Origin of the sequence: Segatella copri (assembly GCF_002224675.1) — a bacterium.
Lineage (GTDB): Bacteria > Bacteroidota > Bacteroidia > Bacteroidales > Bacteroidaceae > Prevotella > Prevotella copri_U.
Genome location: NZ_NMPZ01000001.1, coordinates 30,558 through 48,566, shown reverse-complemented (window position 1 = coordinate 48,566; position 18,009 = coordinate 30,558). Strand labels below are relative to the sequence as shown.

General features: G+C 48.5%; 13 protein-coding genes and 1 pseudogene. 8 read left to right on the top strand and 6 right to left on the bottom strand.

Annotation, left to right across the window (positions count from 1 at the left end):
• Window positions 1-183: 183 nt before the first annotated feature.
• From CFT61_RS00175 to CFT61_RS00140, 8 genes and pseudogenes are all read left to right on the top strand, one after another.
• A complete protein-coding gene (locus tag CFT61_RS00175; RefSeq protein ID WP_254918798.1) occupies window positions 184-4,086 on the top strand; it encodes a TIM-barrel domain-containing protein in 3,903 nt (1,300 codons plus the stop codon).
• Window positions 4,087-4,229: 143 nt separating this feature from the next.
• Window positions 4,230-4,664, top strand: coding sequence for a Fur family transcriptional regulator (locus CFT61_RS00170; protein WP_089542487.1), 435 nt, complete (start codon window positions 4,230-4,232; stop codon window positions 4,662-4,664).
• A gap of 95 nt (window positions 4,665-4,759) precedes the next feature.
• The gene (locus CFT61_RS00165; RefSeq protein WP_089542486.1) at window positions 4,760-5,320 is read left to right on the top strand and encodes an NADH peroxidase; all 561 of its coding nucleotides are present in this window, start codon (window positions 4,760-4,762) and stop codon (window positions 5,318-5,320) included.
• 216 nt (window positions 5,321-5,536) lie between these two features.
• Window positions 5,537-7,306, top strand: a complete 1,770-nt coding sequence (locus CFT61_RS00160; RefSeq protein WP_176425454.1) for an ATP-binding protein — start codon at window positions 5,537-5,539, stop codon at window positions 7,304-7,306.
• A 538-nt stretch (window positions 7,307-7,844) separates the two neighbouring features.
• A pseudogene (locus CFT61_RS00155) lies at window positions 7,845-8,024 on the top strand (DNA-binding protein); the annotation flags it as partial.
• Window positions 8,025-8,333: 309 nt separating this feature from the next.
• Entirely contained in the window at window positions 8,334-9,650 is a 1,317-nt protein-coding gene (locus CFT61_RS00150; RefSeq protein WP_254918797.1) for a DUF3575 domain-containing protein, read from the top strand.
• Entirely contained in the window at window positions 9,637-10,629 is a 993-nt protein-coding gene (locus CFT61_RS00145) for a DUF5119 domain-containing protein (protein ID WP_089542484.1), read from the top strand. The genes CFT61_RS00150 and CFT61_RS00145 overlap by 14 nt, the downstream gene beginning before the upstream one ends.
• Window positions 10,630-10,700: 71 nt before the next feature.
• The gene (locus CFT61_RS00140) at window positions 10,701-11,867 is read left to right on the top strand and encodes a fimbrillin family protein (RefSeq protein WP_089542483.1); all 1,167 of its coding nucleotides are present in this window, start codon (window positions 10,701-10,703) and stop codon (window positions 11,865-11,867) included.
• Between the two features lie 131 nt (window positions 11,868-11,998).
• Here the strand turns inward: CFT61_RS00140 and CFT61_RS00135 are convergent, their stop codons facing one another.
• From CFT61_RS00135 to CFT61_RS00110, 6 genes are all read right to left on the bottom strand, one after another.
• Complete coding sequence (locus CFT61_RS00135; protein ID WP_089542482.1) at window positions 11,999-13,144, bottom strand: ATP-binding protein; 1,146 nt, start codon at window positions 13,142-13,144, stop codon at window positions 11,999-12,001.
• 504 nt (window positions 13,145-13,648) lie between these two features.
• The gene (gene nqrF, locus CFT61_RS00130; RefSeq protein WP_089542481.1) at window positions 13,649-14,923 is read right to left on the bottom strand and encodes an NADH:ubiquinone reductase (Na(+)-transporting) subunit F; all 1,275 of its coding nucleotides are present in this window, start codon (window positions 14,921-14,923) and stop codon (window positions 13,649-13,651) included.
• A gap of 18 nt (window positions 14,924-14,941) precedes the next feature.
• Complete coding sequence (gene nqrE / locus CFT61_RS00125) at window positions 14,942-15,565, bottom strand: NADH:ubiquinone reductase (Na(+)-transporting) subunit E (protein WP_089542480.1); 624 nt, start codon at window positions 15,563-15,565, stop codon at window positions 14,942-14,944.
• Between the two features lies 1 nt (window position 15,566).
• Complete coding sequence (locus CFT61_RS00120; protein ID WP_089542479.1) at window positions 15,567-16,193, bottom strand: NADH:ubiquinone reductase (Na(+)-transporting) subunit D; 627 nt, start codon at window positions 16,191-16,193, stop codon at window positions 15,567-15,569.
• A gap of 12 nt (window positions 16,194-16,205) precedes the next feature.
• A complete protein-coding gene (locus CFT61_RS00115) occupies window positions 16,206-16,808 on the bottom strand; it encodes an FMN-binding protein (RefSeq protein WP_089542478.1) in 603 nt (200 codons plus the stop codon).
• An 18-nt stretch (window positions 16,809-16,826) separates the two neighbouring features.
• Window positions 16,827-17,984 (bottom strand): NADH:ubiquinone reductase (Na(+)-transporting) subunit B, encoded by a 1,158-nt coding sequence (locus tag CFT61_RS00110; RefSeq protein ID WP_089542477.1) that lies wholly within the window; start codon window positions 17,982-17,984, stop codon window positions 16,827-16,829.
• Between the last annotated feature and the right edge of the window lie 25 nt (window positions 17,985-18,009).

Below are 18,009 nucleotides of genomic sequence, written 5' to 3'. Positions count from 1 at the left end.
GGCGCCCTGTAAGGGCAAAAGCTTTGTATATTGCCTGGTATTTGAAGGCTTTTGCCCTTACAGGGCGACAGACTTGCATCCATCATTACCCCAGGGCGATGCCCTGGGCTAGGAGCTTCTGCCCTTTCAGGGCGTGTGGCGGTAACTATCGAAAAACTCTCAAAATAATCTATAAATAAGACAATGAGTAATATTTATAAGAAATTATCTGTTGGCAACCTGATGGCAATGGCAGTAACCTTGCCTATGGTTGCCAACACAACCAACACAGCATCATCTCCCCTGCTTCCGTCCGCTCCCGATGCCCAGAAGGCAGCCCAGACCGTGAAGGCTGGAGATGTTCAGATTCTCAGAATCAATCCTACGCTGGTGGAGATTGTCTTCGCCAACCAGCAACGTGTCGCCGTAGATTTCTATGGCGAAAGTGTTTTCCGTATCTTCGAAGATCACAACGATGGCGTGATGAGAGCACCCGAGGCAAAGCCTGAGGCGAGCATCCTGGTGGATAATCCACGCACTGCCCTGAATCATAAGCAGGTGAAGGTAGAGGAGAACGACAACTCCATCATCCTTTCTACCACCAAGGCACAAGTCGTCTTCGACAAGGCTACCCAGCTCTTCAGAATCATCAACCTCGAAAACGGAAAGACCGTGGCAGAGCAGAGCGCTCCGGCACAGTTTACACCCGAAAAAGTAACCCTCAGCCTGCGCGAACAGCCGGATGAGTATTTCTTCGGTGGCGGCGTACAGAACGGAAGATTCTCTCACAAGGGTGAGAAAATCGAAATCGTCAACACCAACAACTGGGTAGATGGCGGAGTGGCTTCCCCTGCCCCATTCTATTGGTCAACCGCTGGCTACGGCTTCATGTGGTACACCTTCAAGCCAGGTCTCTACGACTTCGGTTCTACCCAAAACGGAAAGGTAGAACTCTCTCACGAATCCAGGAACTTAGACGTTTTCTTCATGGTGGGCAAAAAGCCTACCGATCTGCTCGATGGCTATTACCAGCTCACCGGCAACCCTGTACTCCTCCCTAAGTTCGGCTTCTACGAGGGCCATCTCAATGCCTACAACCGCGACTACTGGAAGGAATCTGACAAGGGCCGAACCATGATGTTCGAGGATGGAAAGACGTATAAGGAGAGTGCCAGCGACAAGACCGGCATCAAGGAATCACTGAATGGCGAGAAGAACAACTACCAGTTCTCAGCACGTGCGGCAATCGACCGATATGTGAAGCACGATATGCCGCTGGGATGGTTCCTGCCAAACGATGGATACGGAGCCGGATACGGTCAGGAGACTACCCTGGACGGCAACATCCAGAACCTGAAGAAATTCGGAGATTACGCCCGCAAGCACGGTGTGGAGATCGGACTCTGGACCCAGTCAGACCTGCATCCGAAAGACAGCATCGAAGCGCTCCTGCAGCGCGACATCGTGAAGGAGGTGGGAACAGCCGGCGTAAGAGTGCTCAAGACCGATGTGGCCTGGGTAGGCGACGGCTATTCCTTCGGATTGAACGGTGTGGCTGATGTGGCTCAGATCATGCCTTACTATGGCGAGAATGCCCGCCCGTTCATCATCTCGCTCGATGGATGGGCTGGTACACAGCGATACGCATCCGTCTGGTCGGGCGACCAGACGGGCGGCGACTGGGAGTACATCCGCTTCCACATCCCTACCTTCATCGGAGCCGGACTTTCGGGTATCTCCAACATCACATGCGACAACGATGGTATCTTCGGCGGAAAGAATCCAATCGTCAACATGCGAGAATTCGAATGGAAGGCCTTCACCGCGATGGGTCTGAACATGGATGGCTGGGGCAGCAATGCCAAGTATCCTCATATCCTGGGCGAACCGGTAACTTCCGTCAACCGCTGGTATCTGAAGCTCAAGTCAGAGCTGATGCCATACATCTACACAGCAGCCCACGAGGCTGTAACCGGCAAGCCGCTGGTAAGAGCGATGTTCCTCGACGATGCCAACCCTTATACCCTGGGCAAGGCAACACAGTATCTGTTCATGTGCGGTCCGTCGTTCCTCGTGGCTCCTATCTACAAGGAAACCAAGATGGATAAGGAGGGCAACGATATCCGCAACGGCATCTACCTGCCTCAGGGCGAATGGGTGGATTACTTCAGCGGACATATATATAAAGGTGGAAGAATCATCAACGAGTTTGAGGCTCCCTACTGGAAACTGCCTGTCTTCGTGAAGCGAGGCGCCATCATCCCGATGGTAAATCCTAACAACAACGTATCGCAGATAGACAACACCCAGCGCATCTTCGAACTCTATCCATACGGCGAAACCCATTACGCCCTCTATGATGATGACGGCAAGACCGAGCTTTACCGCCTGGGCGAGCACGCCACCACCCACATCACCTCTTCCCTGCAGAAGGACCGTCTCAATGTACATATCTACAAGACCACGGGCCACTTCCAGGGCCAGGAGAAGAACCAGGCTACAGAGCTGCGCATCAATCTGAGCCAGATGCCTAAGAAGCTGGCGGCGAAGATTGGCGGAAAGAGCGTGAAGCTGACCCAGGTGAATTCGCTCGATGAACTCCGCAACACCGGAAATGCATGGTTCTTCGACGAGGCTCCTCAGCTCAACCGCTTCGCCACACCGGGCAGCGACTTCGAGAAGATGGATATCCGCAAGAATCCGATGGTTTATGTACGACTGGCGAAGACCGACATCACTGCCAACGACGTAGAGCTCCGCATGGATGGCTATCAGATGGATGACGCCGATGTGCTGCTCCACTCCAACGGTGCCCTTGCGGCTCCTCAGGTAACGATGAAGGACAGCCAGAGCCCTAACAAGGCTTTCGAGCTGGTGGCTACCTGGAATAAGCAGGCCAACGCCGACTACTATGAGGTAAAGGTGGATGGCGTGATTCATTCTACCATCCGCAGCACCGAGTTCACCATCGAGAACCTGAAGCCGGAAACCGATTACGAGGTGCAGGTGAGAGCCGTGAACAAGGACGGCGTTTCTGAATGGGCCACCGTTCAGGCGCACACCATCAAGGACCCTCTCGATGAAGCCATCCGCAACATCACAGCCACCAACTCTACGAAGGACTGGGAAGGCCTGGAGGTTTCGAAGATGTTCGACTTCAACGAGAAGAACTTCTGGCATACCGACTACTACAAGAAGGAAGGTGTGCTGCCATTCGATGTAACCCTCAACCTCAACGGCATCGCCAAGCTCGAGAAGATTCACTATCTCCCGGCTTCTGAGCGCGAGACCAACGGACAGATCCAGAAGGGCAAGTTCGCCATCAGCAACGACGGCATCAACTGGACCGAGACCGGAAGCTTCGACTGGAAGAACGAGAATGCCGTGAAGGAATACCAGTTCCAGGGCAACCCAGAGGCTCAGTACATCAGGATGACCGTAGAGGAAGCCCGAGGCGGAATGGGTTCGGGTGCCGAGATGTACGTATTCAAGGTTCCGGGCAGCAAGATGGAGAAGGCTGGCGACATCAACCACGACGGACGCATCGACGAGAACGACTTCACCTCTTACCTCAACTACTGCGGATTGCGCAGGGGCGACAAGGACTTTGAGGGCTACGTAAGCAAGGGCGATATCAACGGCAACGGTCTCATCGACGCCTACGATATCTCCGTGGTGGCTACCCAGCTCAAGAGCGGAGTAAGCAGCAAGAAGGTGCCAGCCGTAGAGGGCAGCATCAGTCTCGCAGCCGACAAGAAGATGTACAAGGCAGGCGAAACCATCACCCTCACCGTAAAGGGCAAGGGTCTCGTATCGCTCAATGCCCTGAGCTTCGCCCTGCCATACAGCGCCACCGAATACGAGTTCATCGGAGTGGATGTGAAGGATATGGGCAAGATGGAGAACCTCACCAAGGACCGTCTGCACTCAGATGGCAGCAAGGTGCTCTACCCTACCTTCGTCAACATCGGTGAGCAGCCAGCCGTAGAGGGCACCCGCGATCTCTTCACCATCAAGCTCAAGGCAAAGAAGGCATGCAAGCCAGCCTTCCAGCTCAAACAGCTGATGATGGTAGATAAATTCCTGGGCGTAAAGACCGGAAAATAGCCTCTTTTTTGTGAATAAACATTTAATTCTGTAAATTATCTAAAAATAATACCTATTATTTTGGATATTTTACAGAATTATTTGGTAGATAGAAATAAATTCATTACCTTTGCAAACGTAAAAATCAATCAAGAGATAGGAATATGAAAAAAACAGAAGCTTACAACAGATTGGTAGAGAAAGGCATCAGACCATCAGTACAGAGACTGGCAATCCTGGACTACCTGATCAAGCATCCTACCCACCCAAACATCGAAGATGTTTACAAAGCTTTGGAGAACAAGGTACCGACCCTAAGCCGTACCACAGTGTATAACACGCTCCGCATGCTGAGTGAGGTAAATGCAGCCCAGATGATTACCATCGACGAGCATCGCGTATGCTATGATGGCAACATCGAGCCACACGTTCACTTCTACTGCAAGGAGTGCGGCAAGATCATCGACCTCTTCGATGAGCCAGCACCACGGGTAACAGAGACCAAGGTGATAGATGGCAACATCGTGCAGGAGGAACAGCTCTACTACAAGGGCATCTGTTCAGCTTGCGCCAAGAAGATGGAGAAGAAGACGAATTAACAGGAACAGAAAGCCGAAATGATTCGTAAGACAAGAGAATTAATAGTAATAAGATAATATAATACAATACAAGAACATTTTAATACATTAACATTATGAAGAAGAAATTTATTTGCACCGTTTGTGGTTACATCTACGAGGGTACAGAGGCACCAGAGAAGTGCCCTATTTGCAAGGCTCCAGCCAGCAAGTTCAAGGAGATGGAAGATACAGTGGATGATGATTTGACATTCGCTACTGTACACGTTCTCGGTCAGGCATATAAGGATGGCGTCAATGAGGAGGTCATCAAGGGATTGAAGGATCACTTTGCAGGTGAGTGTGGCGAGGTAGGTATGTATCTTGCAATGGCTCGCCAGGCAGACCGCGAGGGTTATCCAGAGATTGCAGAGGCTTACAAGCGTTATGCTTTCGAGGAGGCTGACCATGCATCTCGCTTTGCAGAGTTGCTGGGTGAGGTTTTGGGTGATACCAAGAGCAATCTCGAGGCTCGCATCGCAGCTGAGAAGGGTGCTTGCGAGGACAAGTTCCGCATTGCCAAGCTTGCCAAGGAGCAGGGTTCTGATGCTATCCACGATACTGTTCATGAGATGGCTAAGGACGAGGCTCGCCACTGTGCAGGTTTCGCAGGTCTTTACAAGAGATACTTCAAGTAAGACTATTTTTATTTTTTTTCGATACTAAGTCCTGGAGCCCGGTTCCGAATCATAGAGATTCAGAATCGGGTTCCTTCGTTTTCGGTTGGGGATTTGTAATCCCCCAATAAAAGTAAAAGCATACTCGATAGAAGTTTTTCTGGAAAAGTTTTGGAGATTAGGAGATAAAGTATTATCTTTGCCATCAGATTCAATAACGAATAATCAAACTGAGTTATGATAGTAAGACCAAAGCGCATTTATCGCAAGCGCATACCATACGGTATGCAGAATTTTGAGGATGTCATCAAAGAGGATTGTTACTATGTGGACAAGACTCCTTTCATCGAGCAAATAGAAGAATCCAACAAGTATTTCTTCTTCATTCGCCCTCGCCGTTTCGGCAAGACACTTACCCTCTCCATGCTTGAGAATTACTATGACATCAACAAGAAAGACAAGTTTGAGGAAATCTTTGGCAAGCTATACATCGGGCAGAATCCTACTCCGGAGCATAATACTTATCTCATCATCCACCTCAATTTTGCCGAGGTGGCAGCAGGATTGGATGATTATAAGGATGGACTGGACAACCATTGTTGCCTTGTATTCAATTTCTTCTGCGACATCTATGCACATATTCTTCCTGCCAATACCAAGGAAGGAATGGAAAAGTTAACAGATGCAGTGTCTCAACTGAGATTCTTGTGCCAGAAGTGCCAGGAGGTGGGCAAGAAGATCTATCTCTTCATCGATGAGTACGACAACTTCACCAATATGATTCTCGCCCATGAGGAGCATCTTATGAGGTATCGCAACCAGACCCACGGAGAGGGATACTTGCGACAGTTCTTCAATACCATCAAGGGTGCGGCTGGCAATACTCTGGGCAGAGTGTTCGTCACGGGAGTAAGCCCTGTGACCATGGATGACCTGACCAGCGGATTCAACATCGGAACCAACTACTCGCTCTCACCTGACTTCAATGAGATGACGGGATTTACCGAGGAAGAAGTGAGAAAGATGCTGGATTATTACGGCAGCGTCCTGCCGTTCAATCACACCACCGATGAGCTGATCAAGGTAATGAAGCCTTGGTACGACAACTATTGCTTTGCCGAGGAGAGATATGGTGAGACCACTATGTACAACTCGGTAATGGTGCTCAACTTCGTAGATAATTACATCCGAAGCGAATACCAAATCCCTAAGAAGATGGTGGAGACAAACATCCGCATCGACTATGACAAGATGCGCATGCTCATCCGCCACGACAAGGAGTTCACCCACGATGCCAGCATCATCCAGCAGTTGGTGACTCAGGGATTCGTGATAGGCACACTCAACGAGAACTTCCCTGCCGAGCGAATCAACGACCCAGACAACTTCCTCAGCCTGCTGTTCTATTTCGGCATGGTGACGATAGACGGAACATACAAGGGTGAGACCAAGTTCATCATCCCGAATGAGGTGGTACGTGACCAGATGTACACCTACCTGCTCGACACCTACAAGGAGAATGACTTGGCTTATGATTCCTACAGCAAGGGTAAACTGGAGAGTAAATTGGCATACGATGGACAATTCAAGCCATACTTCAACTTCATCGCCGACTGCCTGAAGAAGTACTCCTCACAGCGAGACAAGCAGAAGGGAGAGGCTTACGTGCATGGCTTCACCTTGGCGATGACGAGCCAGAACAAGTTCTATCGCCCTATCTCTGAGCTGGACAATGACGGCGGCTATGCCGACATCTTCCTCTCTCCGCTCTGTGACATCTACAAGGACATGGTGGATTCATACATCATTGAGCTGAAATATTGCAAGAGCCAAACCACAGATGAGCAAGTGAAAAAGCTCTTCGAGGAGGCATCAGCTCAAATCTCCCGCTATGCGGACAGTGAGATGGTCAGAGAGGCGGTAAAGACCACAAAGCTCCACAAGCTGGTGGTTATCTACCGCGGAGCGGAAATGGTGGCTTGCGAGGAGATAAGGATATTGCTATAGAACGAACCGTTATCCGGCTGGATACCTGGCGGATAACGGTTCTTGAAAAATCGCTGGTCAGCAAATTCACAGAGTGTTCAGTATTCAGTATTCAGTTTTTTCGCGATAGTTACCCTTTCTATGGTTATAAATTGTAAGTAGATATTTTATATTATATATATATATTATTATATATATAATATACTATCTATACAGAGGATGGTAACAAGGGCGAAAAAACTGAATACTGAATACTGAACACGTTCCCACTTAATCGGATATTACTCTGTAATATGCTGATTTATAACGCAAAATATAGTTTTCGACACCGCAAAAACATAGAGATGCGCCCCATAAAACATAGAGCTTGTTTTTTAACGAAGTTTCAAATCGAAAGTGTTTTGCTGAAAATCGCTCCTTATCACAGGCAAAAATTTGGTAGATACAGAAATTCATCGTATCTTTGCACCAGCAATCGAAGGAACAGCCTATCGTGCCAAAAGGCGGTCATAATAGAAGACCGGGGCGGGGCTTAAATGATGGCAGGCGCCGGTCATCAATGAAGACCCAAAAGCAGAATGCGTTCGCCATCTCGCAGTACACCGATGTGATGACCATCGAGAAGTTTGCCAAGCACATCACTTCTCACGGCAGCGTATATTCCAGAGCCGACATCAGCGCCATCCTCTACATGGCAGTGGACTGCATGAGAGAGATGCTGCTCGAAGGCAAGAATTTGTTCGGAAACAATAAACAATCACGAGTTGTAAATAGCATAACCCGCACAAAATAGCATTATTAGAAACATTTCAATTGCAAACTCTACATATCAATTTTCTGCCATACATATTTTTATATAGATGAAACTATTAAAAATGTATCATAATTAAGTTTTGTTAACGAATACCCCCCCCGAAATTCATTATTTTTCACTAAATTTGCAGCCGAATACAAAAGTATAGGTAAACAAGTAAAAAGATATATAAGAACAGAGTTTAAAACTCTATTGATAATAATGTGCGGATTAACAAGAAATAATATACTGATCATGGCTTTCATGTTCTATGGGGCAAGCCTTGCGGCTCAAAACCATCAGAATATGCAGGATTCTGTAAGAATTTATTTCAAGCAGGGAAAGATAGATCTCGTCCCTACCCTGCGAGAAAACCAATCGGCACTGAACAGAATAGCAGACACGATGCGTATCACTTACGCAGACTCTGCCTATCAGTTGCGAAAGATCCTCGTAGTGGGCGGTGCCTCACCCGAGGGAAGCGTGAAATTCAACCGTTGGCTGTCTGAGAAAAGAGCAAAGGTATTGTTCGATTATCTCTCCCGCTATGGTGAATTGCCCGATTCGCTAAGAACTACCCATTACTTAGGAAGAGATTGGAATGGCCTGATCAGGCTGGTGGAAAATGATCCACAACTCCCCTACCGGAAGGAAACCCTTTCCATGCTGCGCCAGATAGCCAGCGAGCAGAAAAGCGGTGCCCAGGCGGAGGAGAGTCATCTGCAGAAGATACAAAAGCTGCGAGGGGGTACACCTTATTTATATATGTACAGGAAATACTTCCCTCTGCTCCGATCATCCAAGCTGCATCTCTGGTACGAGAAGGTGCATCGCTCGGAGATTCCGAAACCGGAAAATCTGAATTCGGAGATTCAGAAATCGGATACCACTGCTGCAGCGTTCATCCCACCGGCAGATACCATCATCGTCGCCCCCGACACCCAGTCCATCGCATCGCAGCGAATCCGGAAACCCTTCTATATGGACATCCGGACCAACATGCTCTACGATGCGCTCCTGATTCCGAACATCGGAGTGGAGATGTATCTGGGAAAAAGATGGTCGGTGGCTGCCAACTGGATGTACGGATGGTGGAAGACCGACCGCCGGCACTGGTACTGGCGAGCCTACGGCGGTGACATCGCCATCAGAAAATGGTGGGGAAAGGCTGCCGGGGAGAAACCGCTCACCGGACACCACATCGGCATCTACGGTCAGATATTCACATACGACTTCGAAACCGGAGGCCGCGGCTACATGGGCGGAAAGCCCGGAGGCACGCTCTGGGACAAGATGAACTACATCGTGGGAGCCGAATACGGCTATTCGCTGCCCATCGCCCGAAGGCTGAACATCGACTTCACCATCGGCGCCGGCTATTGGGGCGGCATCTATCACGAGTATAAGCCCGAGGCTGACTACTACTTATGGCAATCCACCAAGGAGCGCCGCTGGATAGGTCCCACCAAGGCAGAGATTTCGCTGGTATGGCTGATAGGAAACGGCAATACCAACCGCAAGTTCTCAGGCAGGAAGAACAGAGAGAAAGGAGGCGGAAATGAGCAGGATTAGGATCTTCAGAGGATTTAGAATCTTCAGAGATTCTGGAATCATCCAAGCCCTCAGCCTGATGCTCTTTCTTCTGATACTCTCATCGTGCGAGCACAAGGAATTCCGCTACGTCACCTCCTCGTTCCGCTCTTTGAGGGTGGAATTCAACTGGGAGCGATATGAGGATTTTCAGAAGCCGGAAGGCATGCGAGTGATCTTCTTTCCGAAAGATGGCACAGGCGATCCGTGGATCTTCGATTTTCCGAACGGAGAAGGAAGGCAGATAGAACTGCCCGAAAACGAGTATCGCATCATCTGCTACAACTACGATACGAGCGGCATCTATTGGGAGAATCCCAACAGCTTCGTGGAGTATCTTGCCAGGACCCGCAGCGTACAGGCGCCCGACAGCACCAAAGCCTGCACCACTCCCTCCTGGCTCTGTGGCGACCACATCGACTGGGTATCGCTGGAGAATATTCCAGAAGGCACGGAGAAGGTGATCACCCTGTATCCGGTGAGGATGGTGAGCCGTTACACCTACGAGGTGAATGGCATCCAGAATCTGGAAAGAGTGGCGGATATCCGTGCGAGTCTTTCGGGGATGTCAGGATCGCTGCTGATGGCGGAAGACAAATTGCCCGATGGAGTTTCGGAGAATCTTCTTTTCGGAGGCGAGACTGCCAATAATCAGATCAAGGGCGGTTTCTACACCTTCGGCTACTGTCAGAGCCTCGAATCGCCTCAGGTATTCAAGCTTTATCTGAAGAGCAGGGATGGCAAGGTGTATGTCTTGGAGCAAGATGTTTCAGCACAGGTTCACTCAATCCCCGTAAGGGGGCATCTCGGTGATGTGCATCTCATCATCAATTTCAACTTCGTCGTTCCGGATAACAAGAATGATGGAGGAGGCGGAGGCGGAAACAATTCCAGCGGTGGTGCCGGCTTCGATGTAGGAGTTGATGATTGGGCGGATGTGAATGAAGACATTATATGTTAAGGATTTAACTTAATAAAAGATAAGACTTTAAATAGTAAAAGATAAATATTAAAAAAATTGAACTGTAAATTATGAAAAAGGTAATTTTTGGAACAGCATTGGCCTCTATGGCATTGCTTTCAGCATGCTCATCAGACAACGAGCTTGCAAATGTAGAAACAACAGCTAACAACGCTATCGGATTTCATGTAGTTGGTAATAAGGCGGAGACAAGAGCTACCCCGATTACATCTACCAATTTGAACAAGACAGATTTCAAAGTGTATGCATTCACAAAGGATGGAAAGGCATTCATGGGTACAAGCGACACAGAACTTGCCTGGAATGGCATTAATATCAAGTACAAGGACGGAAAGTGGGATTATGCAACAGCATCAGACCTCCGCTATTGGCCAGAGGCAACAACTCTATTGGATTTTTATGCAGTAAACCCTGGCACATTTGAAGAAGGCTCCTATAGCGAAGGAATGGATGGAAATTATTCATGGCAAATGACTCCTTCTAGTCAAAAGATTTATTATAGTGCTACTGACGAATATGGCCATACATCAATATATGACAAAACCAAAAACATTGATGTAATGTATGGTATCGCAAACGATCAGAAGTATACTGCAGAAAATGGAGGTAAGGTAACATTCCAATTCAAGCATATTTTGTCACAGGTTGTGTTTAAGGCTAAGACTGCATTAGAAAACATGGAGGTAAACATCAAGGAGATAAAGATTCACAATATTAAGTATGCAGGAAACTTTACTTTACCAGCAACTAGCACAGAGTCTGGAACTTGGACGCTCAATCCTATTCTACCGGGCACAGACGGAAAGAGACACAATGCTTTCACCGTTGTTACGGGCAAGGATATCACAGTAAACAGCACTGTTACAGATATTTCTTCTGAAACTCCAATGCTGAATACTCCACAGAAATTGACAGCTTGGGATGTAAAAACTCCAAAGACAAAAGAGCAAGCTGACGCAGCCGACCCTACTGAATCATATTTGGAAATCACCTGCAAGATTAAGCAGGCAGATGTTTATGTATTCGGTTCAGAGAGTAAATATGATACTCTCTACGTACCATTCGGTCCAACTTGGGAGCAGGGCAAGCGCTACACCTACACCCTCATCTTCGGTGGTGGCTATAATGATCAAGGCCTGCCAATCTTGCAGCCAATCAACTTCGATGCTGAAGTTGGAGCGTGGGAAGATGCACCAGGAAGCAACATCGACTTATAATCCAATCATCTTCAAAAAAACAAACCGGGCAGGAGCATCATCTCCTTGCCCGGTATTTTTTTACTCAGCCTTAGCCACTTCGTTTTGGAGATACGAGTTAAACGAGTTTGCTAAGACATTCATAATCTTATTTATTCTTCCTCAATCTTCCAATCACTCTTGAGCATACCAATCTTAACCTCCTCATTAGGATAATCCAAAGTATAGCGATGCAGTATCGGGTTATACTTCTTAATAGTGAGGTAACCACCCTGATAGAGCATCGGAAGTGCAGAAGTCATCAGTTCCGGAAAAACATCGAAATCATCCACATCACATGATATTTTCTCAATATTCATCACGTTGACGTGATACTTCTGCAGCGTCTTGATAAGATATGTTGGCGTGCCCGAACCAAACCAATAAGGAGCTATCTTGCGTGCATTCAGCGCTTTCAATAGGCTGAACGGATTGAAGACATCCTCTGATTTCTCACTGAAATGATAACCATCGTAGAATCTGGTCAGCTCTGCCAGACATTCCTCATACGTCATGCCAAGAGCTTCTCCCAATGCTGCCACATCCGGTTTCATCTGCGTGGTAAGTTCCTTCTTGCTGATGCCGCAGATAGCTGAATACTGATTATACATACTGATGTTATCGAGGTTGTTGAGTTCGCTGAAGATGCTGAGCTGCGAGAACTTGGTGATACCCGTGATGAAGGTAAACTCCAGGTATGGGTCGAGCTTTTTCAGAGGACTGTAGAAGTTCTGCATGATGCGGCGGAGCGGCTGCAGGTTTTCCTTCTCATGTACCACATCCAATAATGGGGCATCATATTCATCAATGATAACAACCACCTTTTCGCCCGTCTGCTCATAAGCCCGCTTTACGATACCATCCAGCCTCTCGTTAGGATAAATTTCTCCTTCTCCTCTACCATAAAGTTTCTCGTAAGGCAAAAGCTGTAGATTCAGATAACTGTTCAAGGCATCAACATCAAAGTGCTTGGCACCGCTCAAGTCGAAATGAAGCACTGGGTGCTTTACCCATTCCTTCTCATAATCAGCAATAGCCAAGCCCTCGAAAAGTTCCTTTCTTCCCTCAAAATAAGCCTGGAGAGTAGAGGCAAAAAGCGACTTGCCGAATCGCCTTGGACGACTCAGAAAGACGTACTTCATTTTTTTCTCTCGAAAATCCACGATGTATTGGGTCTTATCTACATAGAGATAATTCTCCTCTCTGATATTTGAGAATGTCTGTATTCCTACAGGATAGAAATTTACTATTTTTGCCATATTCCTACATGCTTTACGTTTTGCGCTGCTAAGTTACGAAGAAATTCCGAATTTACCAAACACAATTTCAAATATTTTTAGCACAGGGGAAATTGTTTGGGCTATTTGGGTCGAAACGTCTCACCCCCGTACCCCGCTAGGCGTCCCGCCAGATTTGAAATCCGGCGTTAAATAATGTCCTAACCTATTTAGGCTCTGCGGATTTGCAATCCGCAGCAAAGGAGTATGCTTTCCTTTTATTGGGGGATTACAAATCCCCAGGTGTTTATAGGTCGAACCTTTTTTAACGACGGATTGCAAATCCGTCGGAACGCCTGGCGGGGGCAATCCACGGGGGACGCCAGGCGGGGTTCATAAAATGAAGGGCACCACCATTCATTACCCCCCTAACATACTAAAACGAAATGAGCGACACCCGCAAAAAGCAGGTGCCGCTCGCCAATTGAGAAATTGACCCCAAAAAAGCTCCGAACATTTTCTGGACAATTCCCCATCTTGAAAAACTTATCCGAAGTTATCGTACATGATGCTCTCAGGATCAACTCCCAGAGAATCCAGATAATCTGTAACGGTCTTGATCAGCATTGGAGGTCCGCAGAGATAGTACTCGCAATCCTCTGGTGCCTCGTGATCCTTCAAGTAGGTGTCACGGATGCAGTTAACAGCAAATCCCTCGTAGTACTTCACGCCCTGAGCATCTGCCACTGGGTCCTTGCGGTCGAGTGAAAGATGGAAGTGGAAGTTAGGGAATTCCTTCTCAAGCTCCCAGAAGTCTTCCAGGAAGAATGCCTCACCCAATGCACGCGCTCCGTAGAAGAAGTGCAGTTCACGGTCGGTGGTGTGCAAGGTCTTGGTCATGTGCATAATCTGCGCACGCAATGGAGCCATACCGGCACCACCACCAATCCAGATCATCTCCTTGCCCGATGTGAAGTTAGGATGGAAGTCGCCATAAGGACCACTCATCATTACCTTGTCGCCTGGCTTCAATGAGAAGATGTAAGAAGAAGCAATACCTGTTGGTACGTTCTGGAAGCCTACCTGTGGACGTGGCAAGAATGGAGTTGTGGCGATACGTACGGTCAGGGTGATGATGTCACCCTCGTCAGGATAGTTCGCCATAGAGTAAGCACGAACGGTAGGCTCTGGATTGTGAGCCTTGAGAGAGAAGATGTTGAACTTCTTCCATGCTCCGATGTACTCCTCGCCAATGAGATCCTTGTCGAAGTCCTTGTCGTAATCGATGCAGTCGTATGCAGGAATCTTGATCTGGGCGTAAGAACCCGGAACGAAGTCCATGTGCTCGCCTGGAGGCAGAGCCACCTTGAACTCCTTGATAAATGATGAAACGTTCTTGTTGGAGATAACCTCGCACTCCCACTCTTTCACGCCCATCACGCTCTCAGGCACCTTGATCTTCAGGTCGCCCTTCACCTTGCACTGGCATCCCAGACGCCAGTGGTCCTTAATCTGCTTGCGGGTGAAGTGAGGCTTCTCTGAATCGAGAATCTCGCCGCCGCCCTCGAGCACCTGAACCTTACACTGGCCACAGCTTGCCTTACCGCCGCAGGCAGAAGGCAGGAAGATGCCGTTCTCATTCAGCGTAGTCATCAAGCTGCTGCCCTGAGGCACGTTGATGGTCTTGTCGCCATTGATTTCGATATTTACATTTCCGCTAGGGCTCAGATACTTCTTAGCCACGAGCAGGATGATAACCAGCAGGAGAATCACCACGAGGAAAACTCCGATACTAGCCAATATAAATGATGTATTACCCATATCTATAGTCCTCCTATTTTAGATTTTCAAGCCTGAGAAGCAAAGCATAGCCATTGCCATGAGGCCTACTGTGATAAATGTGATGCCGAGTCCCTGCAATGGCTTTGGCACGTCGCAATACTGCATCTTCTCGCGGATGGCTCCCATCAGGACGATGGCGAGTGTCCAACCCAGACCGGAACCTACTGCATATACAATGCTATCCCATACTGAGGTGATAGCCTGAGTATTGGTAGGATCCATCAGGATGCGCTGCTGCATGAAGAGAGAGGCACCCATGATGGCACAGTTTACGGCAATCAATGGCAGGAAGATACCCAAGGCTGCATAGAGCGATGGTGAGAACTTCTCTACAATCATCTCGACCAGCTGCACGATACCGGCGATGACGGCGATGAAGAGGATGAAGCTCAGGTAAGTGAGGTCAACACCCAGAATGCCATCGGCGCTGAGCACCTTGGTCTGCAACAGGTAATCTACAGGCACGGTGATGAGCAACACGAAGGTTACTGCCAAGCCCAAGCCCAAAGAGGTCTTCACGTTCTTGGATACTGCCAAGTATGAACACATACCCAGGAAGTAGGCGAAGATCATGTTATCGACGAAAATCGAACGGAAAAACAAACTTATTGCGTGCTCCATCTTACTTCTCCTCCTTATAAATATAGGCACGATGTACCCAGATTACACATCCAACGAGAATCAATGCCATGGCTGGCATGGTCATCATACCGTTGTTAACATATCCAAAGTCGTAAGCTCCCTCTGGAATCAGCTGGAAACCGAGCAAAGAGCCGCGGCCCAGGAACTCACGAACAGCACCCACAATCACGAGGATGAGGGCGTAACCCAAACCATTACCTACACCATCGAGGAATGAAGGCCAAGGTTTGTTCATCATGGCAAACGCCTCCAGACGACCCATCAGGATACAGTTGGTGATGATCAAACCCACATACACTGAGAGCTGCACGCTCACGTCGTAGGCGAAAGCCTTCAGCACCTGGCTCACGATGGTAACCAGGGCAGCAACTACCACCAGCTGAACGATGATACGGATGCGCTGAGGGATGGTGTTGCGGATGATGGAAATAATCACGTTAGAGAATGCCGTGATGATAGTAACGGCAAGTCCCATCACAATGGCTGGCTTCAACTGAGAAGTAACAGCCAGGGCACTACAGATACCAAGCACCTGGACGAGGACAGGGTTGTCACCGTTCAGTGGCTTGATGAATGCCTCCTTATTTTGTTTACTAAATAATGCCATAATTTCGCTTAATTATTTAATGAATTTAGCAAGACCTTCCTTGAGCATGGCATCCACACCGTCGGATGTCAATGTAGCACCGGTAACGGCATCCACATTGTTAGGGTCGCCGGCAGGAGCGTCTTTCTCAACGCCCAGAGCGATGCCCTCTACTCCATCCTTGTGAATCTTCTTGCCCTGGAATTTCTGCTGCCACTTCAGGTTGTCCTTGATTTCAGCACCCAGTCCGGCTGTCTCGCCTTCGTGGTTGAAATATACGCCATAGATGGTGTTGTTGTCGGCATCAACGGCGATGAAGCCTGAAATGCCGCCCCAGAGACCCATACCCTTTACAGAGTAAACAGTCTTCTTCTGACCATCAATCTCGCACTCGTAATACTTCATGCCATCCTTCTCCTTCTCGTCCTTCACCACCTCTTTATATTTGGCAGCCGCAGTAGCGTTGTCAAGGTCGCGCAGGTTCAGGGAGTTCAGAATCTGCTTCTGAGTATCAAGAGCCACGTTGGCATCCTGTGTTGCCTTCAGCGAAGAAGACACGAACGCGAGCAGGAATGCCACGATTACCACGATGATAACCGAATAGATAATAGTATAGCTATTTGAATTTGTCTTCATATCTACATTCCTCCTACATTATTTAATAGCACGTTTAGCACGGCGAGAGATGTTGCTCTGAACTACACAGTAGTCGATGAGTGGAGCAAACATGTTGCCGAAGAAGATAGCGAGCATCATACCCTCTGGATAACCTGGGTTCATCACACGTACGATAACGGCGATGGCACCGATGAAGAATCCGTAGAAGTACTTACCTTTCTCTGTACGGGCTGAAGTTACAGGGTCGGTAGCCATGAACACGGCACCGAAGCAGAAACCACCCAGTACGATGTGCTCATACCAAGCGATAGGTGTCATACCGAGAGCCTGGAAGATAAGCGCCATCACGATGCCGCCAGCAAATACAGAGCCCATGGTCTTCCAAGATGCGATGCCTGTCCAGAGAAGGATGATGGCACCGATGGCGATGGCGATGACTGAAGTCTCACCGATACAGCCAGGAATGAAACCGATGATAGAGTCGCAGAGACTTGCTGAAGGCATGCTGCCCTGAGCCAGCTGACCGAGAGGAGTAGCAGCTGTGAAGCCATCAGGCAGGGTGTTACCCAGACCGAAGATAGCATCCTTAGCCACCCAGACCTTATCACCACTCATAGCCAATGGATATGAGAAGAAGAGGAACATACGGGCACCTACAGCCACATTGAAGATGTTCATACCCGTGCCACCGAAAATCTCCTTGCAGAAGATGACTGCGAAGGCGCACGCCAGGGCGAGCATCCACAGCGGTGTAGAGATAGGAATGATCAATGGGATGATGATACCGCTGACGAGGTAACCCTCCTGGATTTCCTCGTGCTTCCACTGAGCCCAGGCAAACTCGATGCCGAGACCCACGATGTAGCTAACCAGCAACTTAGGGAGGACAGCCAGGAATCCGAAGCCGAAGACCTCGATGAAGCTGGCAGCATCCAGTGTACCTGCAGCCTTGAAATTCTGGTATCCCACATTATACATACCGAAGAGCAATGCAGGAATCAGGGCGATTACCACAAAGCTCATGATGCGCTTCGAGTCGATTGAATCGTGGATGCTGGCTCCGCTCTTCGCTGTCGTATTTGGCACGTACAGGAAGCTCTCAAAACCGTCAAACACGCTCTCGAAGGCATGCAGCTTACCTCCCTCTTGGAAGTTAGGCTTTATCTTATTGAGATAATTTCTTAATGCACTCATTATTTTAATAATTAACAGTACTAAA